The sequence below is a fragment of the Streptomyces lacaronensis genome, assembly GCF_047337785.1.
In the GTDB taxonomy this organism is placed as follows: Bacteria; Actinomycetota; Actinomycetes; order Streptomycetales; family Streptomycetaceae; genus Streptomyces; species Streptomyces lycopersici.
The window spans coordinates 4,459,685-4,477,489 of sequence record NZ_JBLHDK010000003.1; the positions used below are offsets into that span (position 1 = coordinate 4,459,685).

The 17,805-nt window shown below is 70.6% G+C and carries 15 protein-coding genes and 2 tRNA genes; 5 read left to right on the forward strand and 12 right to left on the reverse strand.

What is annotated here, in order from left to right; genetic code table 11:
* The first annotated feature begins 155 nt into the window (after window positions 1-155).
* Window positions 156-548: a CBS domain-containing protein gene (locus ACMTAK_RS18775; RefSeq protein WP_413812930.1), complete on the forward strand. Its 393-nt coding sequence runs from the start codon at window positions 156-158 to the stop codon at window positions 546-548.
* A gap of 107 nt (window positions 549-655) precedes the next feature.
* Here ACMTAK_RS18775 and ACMTAK_RS18780 read toward each other — a convergent pair whose 3' ends face one another.
* Window positions 656-2,188, reverse strand: a complete 1,533-nt coding sequence (locus ACMTAK_RS18780) for a catalase (RefSeq protein ID WP_413807297.1) — start codon at window positions 2,186-2,188, stop codon at window positions 656-658.
* A gap of 95 nt (window positions 2,189-2,283) precedes the next feature.
* On the opposite strand from ACMTAK_RS18780, the gene ACMTAK_RS18785 reads away from it, so the two are divergent.
* Entirely contained in the window at window positions 2,284-2,697 is a 414-nt protein-coding gene (locus ACMTAK_RS18785; protein ID WP_020868561.1) for a Fur family transcriptional regulator, read from the forward strand.
* 133 nt (window positions 2,698-2,830) lie between these two features.
* On the opposite strand, the gene ACMTAK_RS18790 is transcribed toward ACMTAK_RS18785, so the two are convergent.
* The 4 genes from ACMTAK_RS18790 to ACMTAK_RS18805 form a co-directional block, all read right to left on the reverse strand.
* Window positions 2,831-2,907: transfer RNA gene (locus ACMTAK_RS18790), tRNA-Met, on the reverse strand.
* An 82-nt stretch (window positions 2,908-2,989) separates the two neighbouring features.
* Window positions 2,990-4,837 (reverse strand): tetratricopeptide repeat protein, encoded by a 1,848-nt coding sequence (locus tag ACMTAK_RS18795; protein ID WP_413807298.1) that lies wholly within the window; start codon window positions 4,835-4,837, stop codon window positions 2,990-2,992.
* A 181-nt stretch (window positions 4,838-5,018) separates the two neighbouring features.
* Window positions 5,019-5,092, reverse strand: a tRNA-Met gene (locus ACMTAK_RS18800).
* A gap of 69 nt (window positions 5,093-5,161) precedes the next feature.
* Window positions 5,162-8,110: a UPF0182 family membrane protein gene (locus tag ACMTAK_RS18805; protein WP_413812931.1), complete on the reverse strand. Its 2,949-nt coding sequence runs from the start codon at window positions 8,108-8,110 to the stop codon at window positions 5,162-5,164.
* Window positions 8,111-8,244: 134 nt separating this feature from the next.
* Between ACMTAK_RS18805 and ACMTAK_RS18810 the strand changes: the two genes are divergently transcribed.
* Window positions 8,245-8,808, forward strand: a complete 564-nt coding sequence (locus tag ACMTAK_RS18810) for a PPA1309 family protein (protein ID WP_210949539.1) — start codon at window positions 8,245-8,247, stop codon at window positions 8,806-8,808.
* Window positions 8,809-8,843: 35 nt separating this feature from the next.
* On the opposite strand, the gene ACMTAK_RS18815 is transcribed toward ACMTAK_RS18810, so the two are convergent.
* The 4 genes from ACMTAK_RS18815 to ACMTAK_RS18830 all read right to left on the reverse strand — a co-directional run bounded on the left by ACMTAK_RS18815 (window position 8,844) and on the right by ACMTAK_RS18830 (window position 12,142).
* Window positions 8,844-9,938, reverse strand: a complete 1,095-nt coding sequence (locus tag ACMTAK_RS18815; protein WP_413807299.1) for a YlbL family protein — start codon at window positions 9,936-9,938, stop codon at window positions 8,844-8,846.
* Between the two features lie 80 nt (window positions 9,939-10,018).
* Window positions 10,019-10,201: a hypothetical protein gene (locus ACMTAK_RS18820; RefSeq protein WP_020868566.1), complete on the reverse strand. Its 183-nt coding sequence runs from the start codon at window positions 10,199-10,201 to the stop codon at window positions 10,019-10,021.
* Window positions 10,202-10,481: 280 nt separating this feature from the next.
* Window positions 10,482-10,949: a molybdenum cofactor biosynthesis protein MoaE gene (locus ACMTAK_RS18825; protein WP_037952335.1), complete on the reverse strand. Its 468-nt coding sequence runs from the start codon at window positions 10,947-10,949 to the stop codon at window positions 10,482-10,484.
* Between the two features lie 83 nt (window positions 10,950-11,032).
* Complete coding sequence (locus ACMTAK_RS18830) at window positions 11,033-12,142, reverse strand: NAD-dependent epimerase/dehydratase family protein (protein ID WP_413807300.1); 1,110 nt, start codon at window positions 12,140-12,142, stop codon at window positions 11,033-11,035.
* 191 nt (window positions 12,143-12,333) lie between these two features.
* On the opposite strand from ACMTAK_RS18830, the gene ACMTAK_RS18835 reads away from it, so the two are divergent.
* Together ACMTAK_RS18835 and ACMTAK_RS18840 are read left to right on the forward strand one after the other, a co-directional pair.
* Complete coding sequence (locus ACMTAK_RS18835; RefSeq protein WP_413807301.1) at window positions 12,334-13,803, forward strand: zinc-dependent metalloprotease; 1,470 nt, start codon at window positions 12,334-12,336, stop codon at window positions 13,801-13,803.
* The gene (locus ACMTAK_RS18840) at window positions 13,800-14,327 is read left to right on the forward strand and encodes an NUDIX hydrolase (protein WP_413807302.1); all 528 of its coding nucleotides are present in this window, start codon (window positions 13,800-13,802) and stop codon (window positions 14,325-14,327) included. Before ACMTAK_RS18835 ends, ACMTAK_RS18840 begins: the two co-directional genes overlap by 4 nt.
* A 165-nt stretch (window positions 14,328-14,492) precedes the next feature.
* Here ACMTAK_RS18840 and ACMTAK_RS18845 read toward each other — a convergent pair whose 3' ends face one another.
* Genes ACMTAK_RS18845 through ACMTAK_RS18855 form a run of 3 tightly spaced genes read right to left on the reverse strand, consistent with a single transcriptional unit; the run spans window position 14,493 to window position 17,705 of the window.
* Entirely contained in the window at window positions 14,493-15,251 is a 759-nt protein-coding gene (locus ACMTAK_RS18845; RefSeq protein WP_413807303.1) for an AIM24 family protein, read from the reverse strand.
* Window positions 15,252-15,267: 16 nt separating this feature from the next.
* On the reverse strand, window positions 15,268-15,951 hold the full coding sequence (locus tag ACMTAK_RS18850) for an AIM24 family protein (RefSeq protein ID WP_037952321.1): 684 nt from the start codon (window positions 15,949-15,951) through the stop codon (window positions 15,268-15,270).
* An 11-nt stretch (window positions 15,952-15,962) separates the two neighbouring features.
* On the reverse strand, window positions 15,963-17,705 hold the full coding sequence (locus ACMTAK_RS18855; RefSeq protein ID WP_413807304.1) for a TerD family protein: 1,743 nt from the start codon (window positions 17,703-17,705) through the stop codon (window positions 15,963-15,965).
* Between the last annotated feature and the right edge of the window lie 100 nt (window positions 17,706-17,805).

The window sequence follows — 17,805 nt, forward strand, 5'->3', positions numbered from 1 at the left end:
GAGCGCGGGGCGCGCTCAGCGGCAGATCGGCTTCCGCGCGCCCTTGTTGGACCCACCAAGGCATGTGAACATGAGAATCCAGGACCTTGTGAACTTGTGAATCCTTTCTCTAATGGGATCCGGGATTCACCAAGGAGGTGGCTCCATCCATGCCCATGCACGTCCGTGACGCCATGAGCTCGGTGGTCCTCACCATCGGCCCCGCGCACACACTCCGCCAGGCCGCCCGGCTGATGTCGGCGCGACGGGTGGGATCGGCCATCGTGCTCGATCCCGACACCAGCGGCCTGGGGATTCTCACCGAGCGCGACATCCTCAACTCCCTGGGGGCGGGCCAGGACCCCGACCAGGAGGCCGCACACGACCACACCACCGCCGATGTCGTCTTCGCCGCCCCCGGGTGGACGCTGGACGAGGCGGCCCGCGCGATGTCCCAGGGCGGCTTCCGTCATCTGGTCGTCCTCGACGCGGGCGACCCGGTCGGAGTGGTGTCCGTGCGCGACATCATCCGCTGCTGGGTCCCGGCACCCCAGCCCGTACCGGCGTAAGGGCCCGGCGCACCGCGCCCGGCACCTGAACCGGCACTCGAAGCAGCACACGAAGAGGCCGGAGCCCAACGGCGTCCGGCCTCTTCGGTTGATACGGCAAGCGTCCGTCAGCCGCGCAGGGCCTGGACCGCGGCCTCCAGCCGCTTGCCGTAGTCGGCGTCCGCCTTGCGGAAGTTCTCGATCGCCCGCTGTGCGATGTCATCGCGGGAGACCTTGGCGATGAACCGCGCCAGATTCTCGATCAGGCGCTCCTTCTCGTCGTCCGACATCAGCCGGTAGAGGTTGCCCGCCTGGACGAAGTCGTCGTCCTCGGCGTGCGAGGGGGCCTCGTGGTCCCCGGTCCGGCCGGACACCGGGGACGGCTGCCACAGCGCCCGGCCGGTCTCGGCCGGGCCGCCGAAGCTGTTGGGCTCGTAGTTCTTGGCGCCCGCGTGACGGCCGTCGTACAGGAAGCCGTCCCGGCCGTACGTGCGCGCCTCGGCCGCGTGCGGGCGGTTCACCGGCAGGTGATCGGCGTTGATGCCGACGCGGTAGCGGTGGGCGTCGCCGTACGCGAACAGGCGGCCCTGGAGCATCTTGTCCGGGGACGGGCCGATGCCCGGCACGAAGTGGGCCGGCGAGAAGATCGACTGCTCGACCTCGGCGAAGATGTTCCGCGGGTTGCGGTTGAGCTCCAGCTTGCCGATCTCGATCGGCGGGTAGTCCTCATGCGGCCAGACCTTGGTCAGGTCGAACGGGTTGAAGCGGTAGTTCGCCGCGTCGGCCGCCGGCATGATCTGCACCTGCACGGTCCAGGTCGGGAAGTCACCCCGCTCGATGGCCTCGCGCAGATCGCGCTGGTGGCTGTCCGGGTCCAGACCGGCGGTCTCGGCCGCCTCCGCGGTGGTGAGGTTCTTGATGCCCTGGTCGGTCTTGAAGTGGTACTTCACCCAGAAGACCTCGCCCGCGGCGTTGTTCCACTGGTAGGTGTGCGAACCGTAGCCGTTCATGTGGCGGTACGAGGCGGGGATGCCGCGGTCGCCGAACAGCCAGGTCACCTGGTGGGTGGCCTCGGGCGAGAGCCCCCAGAAGTCCCAGACGTTGTCCGCCTCCTGCGAGCCGGTGTACGGGTCGCGCTTCTGGGTGTGGATGAAGTCGGGGAACTTGATGGCGTCCTTGATGAAGAACACCGGGGTGTTGTTCCCGACCAGGTCGTAGTTGCCGTCCTCGGTGTAGAACTTCAGCGCGAAACCGCGCGGGTCGCGCACCGCGTCCGCCGAGCCGAGGTTGCCGGCGACCGTCGAGAAGCGCAGGAACGTCTCGGTCTGCTTGCCGACCTCGGAGAGGAACGCGGCGCGGGTGTACTTCGTCACATCCGCGGTCACGGTGAAGGTGCCGTACGCACCGGCGCCCCGCGCGTGCACGATCCGCTCCGGGATCCGCTCGCGGTTGAAGTGGGCGAGCTTCTCGATCAGGTGCTGGTCCTGGATGAGAACCGGACCGCCGACGCCCGCCGTCTCGCTGTTCTGGTTGTCCGCCACCGGAGCCCCGGACTCCGTGGTCAGCGGACCAGTGATGTCGTCCTGGACCGTCACGTGCGCCTCCTGCGTACTCGCATTCTGTCCCTGGTCTGGGACTGGGTTCGATCCTACATTGGACATTGTCTAAGTCAAGAAGGCTTTGAGACTCGTACCCGGTCTGGTCAAGGACTCGTCCGCTGCTACCCTTGTCCTTATCTGACTGATAGGTGAATGGCATGAGTGACCTGCTGGAACGGCTCAGGGGACGCGGCTGGAGGCTGACGGCGCAGCGACGTGTCGTCGCCGAGGTCCTCGACGGGGACCACGTGCACTACACCGCCGATGAAGTCCACGCGCTGGCGGCCGAGCGACTGCCCGAGATCTCCCGCGCGACCGTGTACAACACCCTCGGCGAGCTCGTCACGCTCGGCGAGGTGATCGAGGTCAGCACGGACGGCAGGGCCAAGCGCTACGACCCGAACGCGCATCACGCGCATCAGCACCTGGTGTGCGCGCGCTGCGGCACCATCCGCGATGTCCACCCCTCCGGCGATCTGCTCGCCGACCTGCCCACCCAGGAGCGCTACGGCTTCGCGATCTCCGCGGTCGAGGTGACGTACCGGGGGCTGTGCCCCAACTGCGCGGCCTGAGGCCCGAGGGGCACGGCGCGAGCGGCGCGGATCACGACCGTAGGGCCGTAACAGCCGGCGAAGGCCCGCGACAGCGACCGTAAGTCCGCGACAGACGAAAGGCCCGGATCCTGGAGGATCCGGGCCTTTCGTCTGGTAGCGGGGACAGGATTTGAACCTGCGACCTCTGGGTTATGAGCCCAGCGAGCTACCGAGCTGCTCCACCCCGCGTCGTTGTGTAGCAACCTTAACCCGGGGTGGACACCAGGAGCAAACCGGTTACCGAGAGGGCGCCCTGAAGGGGCGCTGGGACTCAGGCCGTGAGCTCCTGCTGGAGCGCCTCCCGCAGCCGGGCCGCGCGCTCGGCGACCTCCGCGGGCCCCAGCTCGACCGCCCGCGCGCACCACCGCTGCCCCTCGGCGAGTGCCCCACGACGGGCCGCGAGCAGCGCGAGCCGCAGCGCGGCCCGGCCGTGCCCCGACTCTGCGGCACGCGTCCACCACAGGGCGGCCTCCGGCTCGCTGCCCTCCCGGGCCAGCAGCAGCCCCAGGTTGAACGCGCCGTTGCTGCTGCCCGCCTCGGCGGCCATGCGGTACCAGCGCGCGGCCTCGACCACGTCGCCGCGCGCGGCCGCGAACATGCCCACCCGCACCTGGGCCCGCCGGTGGCCCTGCCGCGCGGCGCGCTCGTACCACTCCTCGTACTCGGGGACGTGCGGCCCGGAGCCGTCGTCCGGCGGCGGGGTCGGGAAGCGGGTCCCGGACGAGCTGCCGAAGCCGGTGCCGGTCGCCGGGTCACCGCCCACCGAGGAGCGGTCCAGCAGCGCGGCCAGCCGGAAGGCGCCCTCGGCGCTGCCGCCGCCCGCGGCGCAGCGCAGATGGCGCTCGGCGCCCTGGAGGTCGCCCTCCCGCTGGAGGGCGAGGCCGACCTGGAGCGCGGCCTCGGTGTGCCCGGCGGCGGCGGCCCGCTCGTACCACTGCCGCGCCGCCCGGTCCTCACCCCGGCCCGCGTGCAGGATCCCCAGGTTGAACGCGGCGTCGACGCTGCCCGCCTCGGCCGCCTTGGAGAACCACGGCTCGGCGCCCGCCGCGTCGCCGCGCTGGAGCAGCATCACGGCGACGGCGTTGGCGGCCTCGCGGTGGCCCGCGTAGGCCGCGCGGCGGTACCACTGCTCGGCCTGGACGGTGCGGCCCTGCTCGGCGCAGAGCAGCCCGAGGTTGTAGGCGCCGTTGATGTCCCCGGCGTCGAGCGCGGCGCGGTACCAGCGCTCGGCGGTCTGGGTCTCACCACGGTCGGCGTGGAGCGCGCCCAGCGCGTTGGCGGCGTTGCCGTCGCCGTCCTGGGCCGCCCGGTGCCACCAGACGGCGGCGCTGTCGGTGTCGCCCGCGTCACGCAGCAGGAAGCCCAGCGCGCAGGCGGCCCGGGCCTCGCCGTCCTTGGCGGACATCAGGTACCAGCGCCCGGCCTCCTTGGTCTCACCGCGCTTCTCCAGCAGCGTGCCGAGGTGGAGGGCGGCGCGCCGGTGGCCGCGCGCGGCGGCCTGCCGATACCACTGCCCGGCCTCCTCCCGGCCGCCCCCTTCGGCGCCACGGCGGCGCTCGGCCGCCGGCTCGTCCGCCTCGTCGCCACGGTCGTCGAGGATGCGGGCGAGGCGGTACGCGGCCTCCCGGTGGCCGCGCTCGGCGGCCGTACGGAACCAGCGCTCGGCCCCGATGTCGCTGCGGTGCTCCAGCAGATCGCCCAGCGCGTACGCGCCCAGGGTGTGGCCGGACTCGGCGGACTGGCGCAGCCAGTACTCGGCGGCGGGCTCGTCGCCCCGCTCGCGGTGATGGCGGCCCAGGGCGTGGGCCGCGGCGGGGGATCCGGCGACGGCGGCTATGCGCCACCAGCCGGCCGCCTCGTCGGCATAGCCGCGCTGGTGCAGCAGAACGCCGAGGTTGTTGGCGGCGGCGCGATCGCCCGCCGCGGTGGCTCCCCGCAGATGCGGTTCGGCGCCATCGAGGTCGCCGCGGCGCAGCAGCAGCGCGCCGAGCGCGCTCATCGCGACGGTGTCACCGGCCTCGGCGGCACGACGGTGCCGGGTCTCCTCCTCGGCATCGTCGTGCGCGTGCGCAAAACGCCCTGTCTCCAACAGACTGACCCTGTCCCCCATAAATCCCATCGTGGCATCACCCGCGTCCGGCGTACACCTGGTATACCGCAGCCGAGGAGGTCACTTCAGCGTTTTGTCGACATGCCCACAGAGAGACAACCCAAACGCTTGTATCCGCATTCCCCGAGTGGACGCTCATACAACACACAACGAGGCCCGGATCCTTGCGGATCCGGGCCTCGTGTGTCAGTAGCGGGGACAGGATTTGAACCTGCGACCTCTGGGTTATGAGCCCAGCGAGCTACCGAGCTGCTCCACCCCGCGCCGTGGTGGAACCACCGTACCACGGCGCGAGGGGTCGGCCGCCCGGCCGTTCTCGCAGGTCGTCAAGGGTCAGCCGGCCTTCTTGTCGGAACCGCCGCCGGCGCTCTGGCTCCGTGGCTGGTTCTGCTGCTGCCCCTTGTCGCCGGCCGCCTTGTTCTCCGCCTTGGCGGCGCGGTCCAGCGCGTCCTTCAGATCCTCCTGGGCCCTGCCGTACGCCTCCCAGTCCTGCGGCTGCTTCTGGAGGGCGTCCTGGGCGTCCTGATAGGCGTCCGAGGCGTCCTTGAGGGCCTCCTTCACCGTCGGGTTGGTGTTCGACGGCGGCTCTTCCTGCCCGCCGTCTTCCGGTGGCCGCTGTTCGGACGACTCGCCGAAGACGGCGTCCAGGGCCTCGCCCAGGGTGTCCTTGAAGACCGTCTCCTTGCCGTAGGAGACGCCGACCTTCTTCAACAGCGGGTAGTTGGCGCTGCCACCGCGCGCGTAGACGGGCTCGATATAGAGGAAGCCGTTGTCCAGTGGCACGGTGAGCAGATTGCCGTACTCGATGTCGGAGTCGGTGCCTCTCAGGTTCCGGACGAACTCGGCGACTTCCGGATCACCGTTGAGCTCGCTCTGCACCTGTTGTGGACCGGGCACGTTGGAGGTGACCTTCAGCAGTCTTATCGTGCCGTAGTCCTTACTGTTGGCATCCGCGTCGATCGACATGAACGCCCCCAGGTTGGGACGCCCGTTGGGGGTGAAGGTCGTCGTCAGCGAGAACGTCTGCCCCTGCTGATCGGGCATCTTCATGCTCAGGTAGTACGGCGGCACCGCGTTCCCGTCCTTGTGGGTCGGGTCCTCGGGCACCTGCCAGGCGTCACTGCCGCTGTAGAACTGCGTGGGGTCGGTGACGTGGTAGCGGGTCAGCAGCTCGCGCTGGACCTTGAACAGGTCCTGCGGATACCGCAGATGCTCCATCAGCTCGCCGCTGATCTTCTCCTTGGGCTCGACCGTCCCCGGGAACGCCTTCTCCCAGGTCTTCAGGACCGGGTCCTTGGAGTCCCACTCGTAGAGCTTGACGGTGCCGTCATAGGCGTCCACGGTCGCCTTGACCGAGTTGCGGATGTAGTTGACCTTGTTCTGCTGCGCGACCACCGAGCGGTCCCCGTCGCTCAGCGAGTCGGCCGTGCTGTCGCCCAGGGTCGTCCGCGAGGCGTACGGATAGCCGTTGGTCGTGGTGTAGGCGTCCACGATCCACTTGATCCGGCCATGGACGACGGCCGGATAGGCGTCACCGTCGATGGTCAGCCAGGGGGCGACCTTCTCGACGCGCTCCTTGGGGGTGCGGTTGTACAGGATCCGCGAACCGTCCCCGATCGCGCCCGAGTAGAGGATCTGGGGCTCGCCGAACGCCACCGCGTAGGCGGCGCGGTTGACCGGGTTGGAGAGGCTGACCCCGCTCTTGCCCTTGTAGCTGGTGGTCCGCTCGCCGTTCTTCTCGTAGTCGAGCTCCTTCTGGGGGCCACCGACTATCGAGTACTGGTCGGTCTTCTCGCCGTAGTAGACCTGTTGCTTGTAGGTGCCGACACCGCCGCCGCTGGAGCCCTTGGTGGGCAGCCCGGACTCGGTGAAGTCCGGCGAGCCGGCCGGATCCGCGTTGGGGTCGGTCGTGGTGCCCTTCGCCGCCACCATGCCGTAGCCATGGGTGTAGGTGAAGTGGTCGTTGATCCAGTTCCGCTTGGGGATGCCGTTGAGGTTCAGCTCGCGCACACCGACGACGGTGTCCTGGTCCTTGCCGTCGGCACCCTTGTAGCGGTCGACGTCGAGCGTCGAGGGGAACTGGTAGTACTTGCGCTCCTGCTGGAGCTGCTGGAAGGTCGGCGAGATGACGCTGGGGTCGATCAGCCGGTAGCTGGCCGTCGTATTGGCGTCCTTACGGAGCTTGTCGCCGCCGCCGTCGCTGTCGTTCTTGCCGGAGTAGTCCGCCACCTTGGAGTCATCGATGCCGTACGCCTTGCGCGTGGCCTCGATGTTCTTCTGGATGTACGGCGCCTCCTTGGCCTGCTCGTTCGGCTGGACCTGGAACTTCTGGACGATCGCCGGGTAGAGCCCGCCGATCAGGATCGCCGACAGCACCATGAGCCCGAAGCCGATGACCGGCAGCTGCCAGGTGCGCCGCCACAGCGTGGCGAAGAAGAGCAGCGCGCAGATCGCCGCGATGCAGAACAGGATCGTCTTCGCGGGCAGATAGGCGTTGGCGTCCACATAGCGCAGACCCGTCCAGTTGCCCGTCGCCTTGAAGTCGCTGGACTTCACCGCGAGTCCGTAGCGGTCCAGCCAGTACGCCACCGCCTTGAGCGCCACGAAGACGCCCAGCAGCACCGACAGATGGCCGGTGGCCGCGGCGGTCGCGCGGGCGCCGGGGCTGGTGACCCGCAGGCCCCCGTAGAGGTAGTGCACCAGGGCCGCGGCGATCAGCGAGAGCACCGTGGCCGCGAAGCCGAAGCTCAGCAGGAAGCGGTACCAGGGCAGATCGAAGGCGTAGAAGGCCACGTCCTTGTGGAACTGCGGGTCCTTCTGGCCGAACGGCACCCCGTTGACCCACAGCAGCCAGATGCGCCACTGGCCGGCCGCCGAGGCGCCCGCGATCAGCCCCACCAGGGCGGTGACCGCGAGCAGCACCCACTTCTTGAACGGGGCGATGCCCATCCGGTAGCGGTCCAGGCTCTGCTGCTCCATGGACATCGCGCTGAGCGGCGGCCGCAGCCGATGGGCCAGCCAGATGTTGATCCCGACGGCCGTGGCCATCAGCACGCCGAAGACGAAGAACAGCCCGATCTTCGTCTTCAGGGTGGTACTGAAGACGGAAGAGTAATGAAGTGAGCGATACCAGAGCCAATCCGTCCAAAATCCGGCAAACATGACAAAGAGCATGGCCAACACGGCCAGCACGCCCAGAGTCATGAGCAGGGTCCTGGCACGCCGGGACGGACGGCCGACTCTCACCCGCGGCCCCGTCGGGCCTCCGCCGCGGTCCGGCATCTGGAAAGCCAAGGTGCGCACCTCGAAGTTCGCTGTCGATTGAGGAACCCTGAACTCCAGGGCCCACCTGTTGCAACTTACTCAGGCTTTACTCAGTTCCCGTTTCCGGGTCCGAACAGGGCACGATATGAACCATGTCCAACGCAACCCCCGGCACCGACCCGCTGGCCTCGAATCCACTGACCCGAGCCGTACTCGAAATCGACGACTACGCCTCGGGGCTCGGCTGGGACCAGCCCGCCCGGCTCTTCGCCCTTGTCGACACCGCCCGGCTGCGCACCGAGGAGCCCGGCCTCGCCGCTCAGCTCGGCCTTGACGAGGGCGGCGAGGAGATCGCCTCCCTGACCCCCATCGAGCAGGACGAGCTGCCCTCCGGCGCCCCGCTGGACGAGTTCCTCGCCACCATCGCCTGGCCGGACGCGGTGACGGGCTGCGCCCTGACCGTGGAGCGGCAGATGCTGCCGCCGTCCGCCGAGAGCTCCGTGCCCGAGGGCCTGGACGAGGCGGCGCTGGCCAAGTGGGTCGCCGACCATCCGGACCGCCAGGAGGTCCGGATGACCGTGGCCGTGCTGCGGGACGGCGCGCGTGAGTCGGCCCTGCGGCTGCGGGAGAAGGATTCCCCGACCGAGGTGCTCACCGGGGCCGGTCTGGTGCCGGGCCTGGCGGACGCGCTCGCCGCCACCTTCGCCACCGACTGACCGCCGCGATCTGACCCCGCAACGGGGGGCGCCGCTCAGCCCGTCGTGCACTTCGGCAGACCGGCGGTGTCCCCCTTACGGATCTTCTCGAGCGCCGTAAGGGCGTCGTCGATCGTGTGCACCTTGACCAGCCGCAGCCCGCTCGGCACGTCCTTCGCGGCGGCCGCGCAGTTCTCCTTGGGCGTGAGGAAGTAGCGGGCGCCCGCCTCGCGCGCGCCGATCGTCTTCATCTCGATCCCGCCGATCGGGCCGACCGTGCCCTTGTCGTCGATCGTCCCGGTGCCCGCGATGAACTTCCCGCCGGTGAGATCGCCGGGCGAGAGCCGGTCCACGATCCCCAGCGCGAACATCAGACCGGCGCTGGGCCCGCCCACGTCCGCCAGCTTGATGTCGATCCGGAACGGGAAGGTGTAGTCGATCCCGGCCTGGATGCCCACGATGGCGCGGGCCGGGCCCTTGTCCGCCTTCGTGGTGGTGATCGTGACGCGCTCCTCGCCGGTGGGCTGCTTGCCGCTCTTCTCCGCCGCCGCCACGTTCTTGGCCGGGACGACCGAGAAGACCACCTTCTGGCCCGGCTTGTGTTTGGTGACGAGCTTGGCAACGTCGTCGGGCTCGCGCACCGCCGTGCCGTCCACCGACTTGATCACATCGCCCGCGTGCAGCTCGCCCTGGGCCGGGGCGCCCTTCTGGACGGCGCCGACGATGACATGCGCGGTGACCGGCTTCTTCAGTGCCCGCAACGCCGCGACCTTGGCGGACTCCTGGGACTGGGTGAACTCCTCGGCGTTCTGCTGGTCCACCTGGTCCGGGGTCTTGTCGTCCGGGTAGAGGGTGCTGTGCGGCACGACCACGTCATCGTGCGCCAGCCAGCCGTAGACGGCCTCCACGAGGTTCATCCGGTACTCGGAGCCGGTGACCCGGACCGTGGTCATGTTCAGATGCCCACCGGTGGTCTCACAGCTCTTGCGGCCGGAGATCTGGAGCACGCACTCCCCGTTGTGCTCACCCAGGGTGTTGTACGTCGGCCCGGGCGACATCTCCGCGTACGGCACCGGGATCAGCACTCCGGCGCACAGCAGCGCGATCAGCATCAGAAGGGAGGCGAGCATCGTCGCAGTGCGGCGTGGCATGGAACGACAGTACGGGACGCGTCCGTCAGTCCACCGTCGGGGCCGTCCGTACGAGGGGCGGCGCGGACGGGGCGGCGGCCTCAGGCCGCGGCGTCCGAATCGGACGGCCGGCGCTCCATCGCTTCGCGGAAGCGGGCGTATCCGGCCAGCTCAGCTACATCCCCCCCGGACTTCCGTTTACCGGCTCGGGCGGCTATGCCGGCGTATATCGCCGCGCCTATCGCCGCGAACAACGGAATCAGCAACCAGAGAAGCGCAGCCACAGCAGCCTCCCGACCCCTTGAAAAATCGCGGTTCAGGACCGCGACTGACAGATGAGCAGATTAATCCTCTGCCAGGTCAACGCTTACGGCAGGGTGGGGGTTACGCAAGCGGAGTACACCCTTCCGTGCCCCCATGCGCATGCGCATTCCCGCTACGCGCCCACCCATTCTTCGCTCCACGCGCCCACCCGCCCTCCCGTCACCCGACCACCACCCCTCAACGAAGCGCTACGCGCCCACCCGCCCTCCCGTCACCCGACCACCACCCCTCAACGAAGCGCTACGCGCCCACCCATTCTTCGGTGCCGTCCGCGAACGTCTGGTGCTTCCAGATCGGGACCTCGCTCTTGAGGTCGTCGATCAGCCGACGGCAGGCCGCGAACGCCTCCGCGCGGTGCGGGCAGGAGACGGCCACCACCACGGCCAGATCACCGATCACCAGATCGCCCACCCGGTGCACCGCGGCCAGCGCACGCACCGGGAAGTCGGCCACGACCTTCTCGGCCACCCGGCGCAGCTCGGCCTCGGCGGTCGGGTGCGCGGAGTAGCCGAGGGCGCCGACTTCCGCGCCTCCGTCGTGGTTGCGCACGGTGCCCACGAACAGCGCCGTGCCGCCCGCCGCGGCATCGCCCACCGCCCCGAACACCTCGTCCACGGACAGCGGCGTGTCACGGACGGCGAGCAGCCGGATGGGGTGGGCGGCGGCGAGCTCGCCGGGGTGATCGTACGAATGTGCCATGTCGTCCATCGTGCCGTACCGTCCCGCCCTCAGGGAATCAGTGGAGCCATCGGCCTACCGGATCCCGGAAAACACCTTCCGGGGCCTTTGTCTCAGGCCCGGCGGCGCGCCTTGCGGGCGCGGCGCACGATCGCCGCGGTGCCCACCAGGGCCACGGTCGCGCCCGCGGCGCCGAGCGTCGTGGCGTCCTTACGGCCGAGGCGCCGCCCCGCGACGGTATGGCGGCCGGCGACCTCCTCCAGCAGCTCCGCCAGGACCTCCTCGTTGGTCCAGCGCGGCCGCCAGCCCGCCGCGTGCAGCCTGCTGCCGCTGACCGCCCAGGGGTGCATCGTGTACGCGAGATCTCCCGCCGGGGACGGCGTCAGACCGAGCCGGTGCAGCCGGGAGGCGGCGCCCAGGGCGACCGCCGAGGGCAGCTCCATGCGCCGGATCCCGGACAGCTCCTCGACCTCCTCCTGCTCCAGCCAGCCCTCGCACCCGACCGCCAGCTCGCCCTCGACCTTCTCCAGGGCGGCGTATTCCAGCGCGCCGACCAGGTCCTCCATATGGCAGAACTGCCAGGTGGGACGGGATCCGGCGACAACCAGCAGCCTTGGTGACTCAAAGTAGCGGGTGAGCGCGGTGTCCGTGCCGCCGACCAGGAGCGCCGGGCGCACCACGGTCACGTTAAGCCCCGGATGCGCCCGGGGCGCGCGCTCCCCGAGCCGCTCGATCTCCAGCAGGTCGCCGACGCCGGTGGCCTCGGCGGTCGCCCTCAGCTCCGCGTCCTCGGCCAGCGGCACGGCGTTGTCGGGGAGCGCCCCGTAGACCATCGCGGACGTGCACAGCACCACCCGGCGCACCCCGGCCGCGGCGGCCGCCGTCAGGACCGTCTGGGTGCCGCGCACGTTGTAGGCGGTGCGGGCGGCGGGGTCCGTGCCCAGATCCAGGTCGACGGCGAGGTGGACCACCACGTCGGCGCCGCCCAGCTTCTCGGCGATGGCCGGATCGCGGACGTCCAGCACATGCCACTGCGCCTCGGTCACCTCACCGCGGCGCTCGTCGATGGCCAGGACCTGCTTGACCTCTTCGGACTCCGCGAGCCGCTGCGTGAGCAGGGCACCTGGGCCCGAGGCGGCACCGGTCACCGCCACGACGGGTCGTCGTGCGGTGCGGGCCGTATCGTTTCGCGCAGCGCGAACTTCTCGGTCTGGGGAACTCACCGGGCGTCTCCAGCGGTTGTCTTCAGTACGCAGCGCATGCACGCATACGTACCAGGTGACGTCCATCCTGCCGCAGGGCGGCGATCAGCGAAGCACCGAGCCCGGAAACCGGCGAGGTGTCTAGGCTGGGTGGTGATGTCGGGCATCCGCCACCGGCCCGGGGCCGGTGGCCCAACGAGCCGAGGAAACCCGTGAGTGACACCCCATTCGGATTCGGCCTTCCGCCGGAGGAGCCGGAGGACGGCGACGACGGCAAGAAGAAGGGCGGCCAGGGCGGCGAGCAGGGCCCCGCGAATCCCTTCGGGTTCGGCGGCGGAACCGGCGGAGCGGGCGGCGCGGAGAATCCGTTCGCCGCGATGTTCGGTTCGCTGAACCCGGGCGACCTGGGCGCCGCGTTCCAGCAGCTCGGGCAGATGCTCTCCTACGAGGGCGGCCCGGTGAACTGGGACATGGCCAAGGACATCGCCCGCCAGACCGTCGCGCGCGGCACCGCCGACGGCAGCAAGGACGAGAGCGTCGGCCCCGCCGACCGCGCCGCGGTCCAGGAGGCCGTGCGGCTCGCGGACCTGTGGCTGGACGGCGTCACCTCGCTGCCCTCGGGCTCGGGGACCGCGGTGGCCTGGAGCCGCGCCGAATGGGTCGAGGCGACCCTGCCGGTGTGGAAGGACCTGGTGGACCCGGTCGCCGAGCGCGTCGGCGCCGCCATGGGCGATGTGCTGCCCGAGGAGATGCAGGCCATGGCCGGCCCGCTGCTCGGGATGATGCGCTCGATGGGTGGCGCCATGTTCGGCACCCAGATCGGGCAGGCGCTGGGCGTGCTGGCCGGCGAGGTGGTCGGCTCGACCGACATCGGGCTGCCGCTGGGCCCGGCGAGCAAGGCGGCCCTGCTGCCGGTCAACATCGCGGCGCTGGGCTCCGGCCTCGGCGTGCCCAAGGAAGAGGTCCGGCTGTATCTGGCGCTGCGCGAGGCGGCCCATCAGCGGCTGTTCGCCCATGTGCCGTGGCTGCGCTCGCACCTCTTCGGCGCGGTCGAGGGGTACGCCCGCGGCATCAAGGTCGACACCGCCAAGCTGGAGGATGCGGTCGGCCAGCTCGACCCGACCCACCCCGAGCAGCTGCAGGAAGCGCTCCAGCAGGGCATGTTCCAGCCCGAGGACACCCCCGAGCAGAAGGCCGCGCTGGCGCGTCTGGAGACCGCTCTGGCGCTGGTGGAGGGCTGGGTGGACGCGGTGGTGCACGCCGCCGCCAAGCCGCATCTGCCGTCCGCCGACGCCCTGCGCGAGACGCTGCGGCGGCGCCGGGCGAGCGGCGGCCCCGCCGAGCAGACCTTCGCCACGCTGATCGGCCTGGAGCTGCGACCGCGCCGGCTGCGGGACGCCTCCCGGCTGTGGGCCTCCCTCACCGACGCCCGCGGCCTGGAGGGGCGCGACGGCCTCTGGGCGCACCCGGACATGCTGCCGACGGCACAGGACCTCGACGACCCGGACGGCTTCGTCCACGGCGAGCAGCTGGACTTCTCCGAGCTGGACAAGATGCTCGGCGAGGCGGCGAGCGGTGATGAGGACCGTAAGGGCGGCTCCGAGGGTCCCGACCTCCGTAAGGGCCGCGAGAGCGGCGAGGACGACCGCGAGGGCGGCGACCGGGGCGACGGCGAGAAGTGAGTCTGCACCAGGACGCGGCGCGGGTGCTCACCGAGTGGCCCGCGCCCGATGCCGCCCAGGAGCGGCTGCGGCGGCTGTACGGCGACCATCTGGCCGCGTATCCGGACGGCATGTGGAAGGCGTGCGGGGACGGGCACATCACGGCGAGCGCGCTGGTGATCGACCCGGACCGGGACCAGGTGCTGCTCACCCTGCACCGGAAGCTGCGGATGTGGCTCCAGATGGGCGGCCACTGCGAGCCGGACGACAGCACGCTCGCGGGCGCGGCGCTGCGCGAGGCCACAGAGGAGTCCGGGATCGCGGGGCTGACGCTGCTGCCGGGCGGCCCGGTGCGGCTCGACCGGCACCAGACCCCCTGCGCCTGGCACCTGGACGTCCAGTACGCGGCGGTGGCGCCCCGGGGCGCGGTGGCGGCGATCAGCGACGAGTCGCTGGATCTGCGCTGGTTCGGCTACGACGAGGTGGCGGACGTGGCCGACGAGTCGGTGCGCCACTTGGTGACGCGCACCCGCGCGCTGCTCTGAGGAGCGCGTCGGGCCGCTCCGGGGAGCCTGTTGAAATGCGGGGCCCTGTTGAGATGCGGAACCTGTTGGAACGCGGGCCTGTTGGAACGCGGGCCTGTTGGAACGCGGAGCGGCCGCGGACCCGAGGGATCCACGGCCGCCGTGCTCCATCAGCGGTGACCTCGGTCAGTTGCTGAAGATATTGCCCTGGTTCTGACCGCGGGCGCCCTGCTGGCCCATGCCGAACTGCGCGGCCATACCGCCCCCGACCACCGCGTTCTGCGGCGGGAGCAGCTCGCTGGGCTGCACCAGGGCGTAGCCCTGGCCGAGGAAGCTGAGCTCCCAGCCCTCGCCGGTGTTGCCGCGCCGCCGCCAGACGCCCGAGGAGTGCGTCTGCGCCTGCATCTGGACCCGCAGCGAGCTGGACCAGGCGACGATGGCGTCCGCGTCGGCGTTGACGTACTTGTCCGGGGTGACCTGGAGCAGCAGCGGCTGTCCCGAGGTCATCAGCGCCACCTTGCCCTGGCCGGAGATGTTGAGGTTGTACTTGCCGGACCCGGAGATCCCGAACTGGCTGTCCACCGCGATCGACTCCCAGTGCAGCGTGGAGTCGATCGCGAGCACATAGGAACTGTCGACGGTCAGCCCGTCGTGGTCCACGTCCATCACATGGATGTGCTGGGCGAGGTTGGCGAGGTAGACCGTGCCCTGCCCGGAGCAGCGCATCAGGTCCAGGCCCTCGCCGGTACGGGCGCGGGCCCTGTGCTGCCCGGGCGTCTGGTACTCGCCGTCGAACTCGATGAGCCCCTGATAGGCGACCATGCTGCCCTTACGGGCGAGCACATCCTCGTGGCCGCTCAGGGCGACCCGCAGCAGATGCGGGTTCTGGAGCGCGTAGCGGTCCTGCGTCTGGGCCTCGGTGAAGGCGAAAAGCGGGCTCTGCATCTGGTGTCCCTCCCCCTCAGCCCCGGGCCCGGAGCCGGTCGGTGCTGTCCTCACTGGGCTGTACGACGACGAAGCCCTGCCCGGAGAAGCCGAGCTGATACGCCTCGCCGCTGCCCCGGCCGATCAGGGACGACGCCTTGAAGCTGCGCTTGCCCTTCACCTTGAGCCCGGAGGACCAGGCCACGAGCGCGTCCGGGTCCACATAGGTCTCGTCCTCGCCGCGGCCGCAGTCGACCACGATGGGGGTCCCGCGAGAGGTCAGGGCGACCCAGCCGGTGCCGGAGACGCCCACGTTGAACAGGCCCTGCCCGGCGAACTTGGCGATGCCCTTGACGCGTTCGACGCCCCACTGGAGGTGGGCGTCGAAGGCGAGGAGGTTGGTGCCGTTGACCGAGAGCGAGTCGCCGTTGAGGTTGATGCAGACGACGTTGGCCCCGTAGTCGGCGAGGTAGAGCAGCCCGTCGCCGCTGCACCGCATCAGCGGGGCGCCCTCGCCGGTCAGCCACTGGGAGGCCATCTGCCGTACCGCGGGCGGGTTGGGCTCGTACTGGACGAAGCCCTCGTACGCCACCATCGAGCCGGTCCGGGCGAAGAGGTCCTGGCCGCTCTGCATGGCGACCTTGAGCATGCTGGCGCCGTGGTTCTCCATACGGGCGGCGACCGGGGCGGGTGCGAAGCCCGAGATCATTTGCTGGTCCATATCGGGCTCCCTCAGACCTCGTAGGGCTGGACGACGATGAAGTTGCCGGGCGCGCCACGGAACTGGAGGTTCACAGTCTCCCCGCTGTGGCCGGGGTAGGCGCTGCGGCGCAGCCGCACCTGGCTGGAGATGATCACCTGGGCTCCGGCGGACCACGCCACGATGGCGTTGCTGTCGGCGAAGGTCGTCGGGGTGACGGGGAGGACGACCGGCGTGCCCTCGGTCTTCACCACGACGGTCCCGGTGCCCTGGAACTGCATGGTGAACAGCGCGCCGCCGGGGATGCCATGGCCCTCGATCCGGCGCACCTCGTGGTGCAGCGACTCGTCGAAGGCGAGCACGTTCTCGGCGGAGACACAGATGGCGTCGCCCTGGAGCTCGATCGGGTGGAGCTCTGCGGCGTTCTCGGCGAGGAAGACCTGGCCCTGGCCGGTGCAGCGCATCAGCTGCATCTCCTGGCCGGTCGCATTGCCGACGATCCGGCCGCGGAAACCGGCGCCCTTGTAGCTGAAGTCGACCTTGCCCTGGTAGAGCACCATCGTGCCCTGGCGGGCGAGCACGGGCTGGCCGCCGACGCCGAGGTCGACCCGCATCAGCCGGGGGTTCTGCGGCGTCCAGCGCTGGCCGGTGGGCGCCTCACGGTACTTGGAGAGCGCGGCCTGGAGCCCGGGCGCGCCCCCGCCCTGAGGGACGCCGCCCATGGGCTGCGGCTGACCGTAAGGAGCGGGCTGGCCCGACTGACCGGGCTGACCGGGGTAGGGCTGGGCGGGCGGCTGGCCGTACGGCGCGGGGGCGGGCGGGGCCTGGCCCGGCTGCTGGCCGAACGGGGGCTGCTGACCGGGGTACTGGCCCGGTGGTGGAGGCGGCGGTGCCTGCCCCGGGGGCGGCACCTGGCCGGGAGGCGGCACCTGGCCGGGAGGCGGCACCTGGCCGGGAGGCGCGATGGGTGCGGCGATGGTGGGGGCGCCGTGCATCTGCGGGGTGCCGGGGGCGGGCGGCTGAACGCCCTGCGGGGGCGTGCCCTGGGGCGTACCCGGAGGCGGCGTGCCCTGGGGCGGCGTGCCCTGGGGAGCGCCGAAGGCGGGGGCGGGCTGCGGGGCGGGGGCCGGAGGTGCCGATGGGGCAGGGGCCCCGGCCGGGGGTGCGAAGCCCGGTGCGGGGGCGGCCTGACCGGGCGGCGCGAAGCCGGGCGTGGCGCCCTGGGCGGGCGCGGGGGCGGGCTCCTCCTCGGCCACCTCACCGCCGAAGTTCTTGAGCAGCGCGTCCAGTCCCCCGTCGAAGCCCTGCCCGACGGCGGCGAACCGCCACACGTCCTTGAGGTAGAAGTCGCCCAGCATCACCGCGCGTTCGGTGCTGAACTCCGAACCGGTGAAGGAGTACCGGGCCACCTCCTCGCCGCCCGCGACGATCCGCAGGTAGCCGGGGCCGACCTGCGACATCTGCCCGGCGCCGTCGATGGTCGCGGTGAAGGAGAGCTTCTGGATGGCGGGCGGCACGCTGTCGAGCGTGACGCGGAACGAATCCGTGTCCCCGGCCTGCGGCCCGAGCTGCTGTATCGCTTCTTCAGGGGACTTCGGCTGGTTGAAGAAGATGAAGTAGCGGTCGTCCGACAGCCGCTCGTTCGCGTCGAGACCGAAGCAGCTGATGTCGAAGGTCAGACCGGGGCCGGCGATCTGCACCCCGACGTACAGATCCCTCCCGGCCGTCAGATCACTGATCCTGGCCTTGTGGCCGCGCTGGAATTCCCTGGCCATACGTTAGGACCGTCCCCCATCGCCGTACCGGTGTGTGCGTTGCGCGCCAGGCTAGCCGCTGCCGCCGACTATGAGCGACGCCGGGAACCAGGATGTGGTT

Excerpts from the sequence above, each read along its gene's own strand:
- ACMTAK_RS18795 (WP_413807298.1), bottom strand. The coding sequence starts at position 4,837 with ATGGGATTTATGGGGGACAGGGTCAGTCTGTTGGAGACAGGGCGTTTT.
- ACMTAK_RS18855 (WP_413807304.1), bottom strand. The coding sequence starts at position 17,705 with ATGGCCAGGGAATTCCAGCGCGGCCACAAGGCCAGGATCAGTGATCTG.
- ACMTAK_RS18780 (WP_413807297.1), bottom strand. The coding sequence starts at position 2,188 with ATGTCCAATGTAGGATCGAACCCAGTCCCAGACCAGGGACAGAATGCG.
- ACMTAK_RS18810 (WP_210949539.1), top strand. The coding sequence starts at position 8,245 with ATGTCCAACGCAACCCCCGGCACCGACCCGCTGGCCTCGAATCCACTG.
- ACMTAK_RS18850 (WP_037952321.1), bottom strand. The coding sequence starts at position 15,951 with ATGGACCAGCAAATGATCTCGGGCTTCGCACCCGCCCCGGTCGCCGCC.
- ACMTAK_RS18775 (WP_413812930.1), top strand. The coding sequence starts at position 156 with ATGCACGTCCGTGACGCCATGAGCTCGGTGGTCCTCACCATCGGCCCC.
- ACMTAK_RS18845 (WP_413807303.1), bottom strand. The coding sequence starts at position 15,251 with ATGCAGAGCCCGCTTTTCGCCTTCACCGAGGCCCAGACGCAGGACCGC.
- ACMTAK_RS18805 (WP_413812931.1), bottom strand. The coding sequence starts at position 8,110 with ATGCCGGACCGCGGCGGAGGCCCGACGGGGCCGCGGGTGAGAGTCGGC.
- ACMTAK_RS18815 (WP_413807299.1), bottom strand. The coding sequence starts at position 9,938 with ATGCCACGCCGCACTGCGACGATGCTCGCCTCCCTTCTGATGCTGATC.
- ACMTAK_RS18825 (WP_037952335.1), bottom strand. The coding sequence starts at position 10,949 with ATGGACGACATGGCACATTCGTACGATCACCCCGGCGAGCTCGCCGCC.
- ACMTAK_RS18785 (WP_020868561.1), top strand. The coding sequence starts at position 2,284 with ATGAGTGACCTGCTGGAACGGCTCAGGGGACGCGGCTGGAGGCTGACG.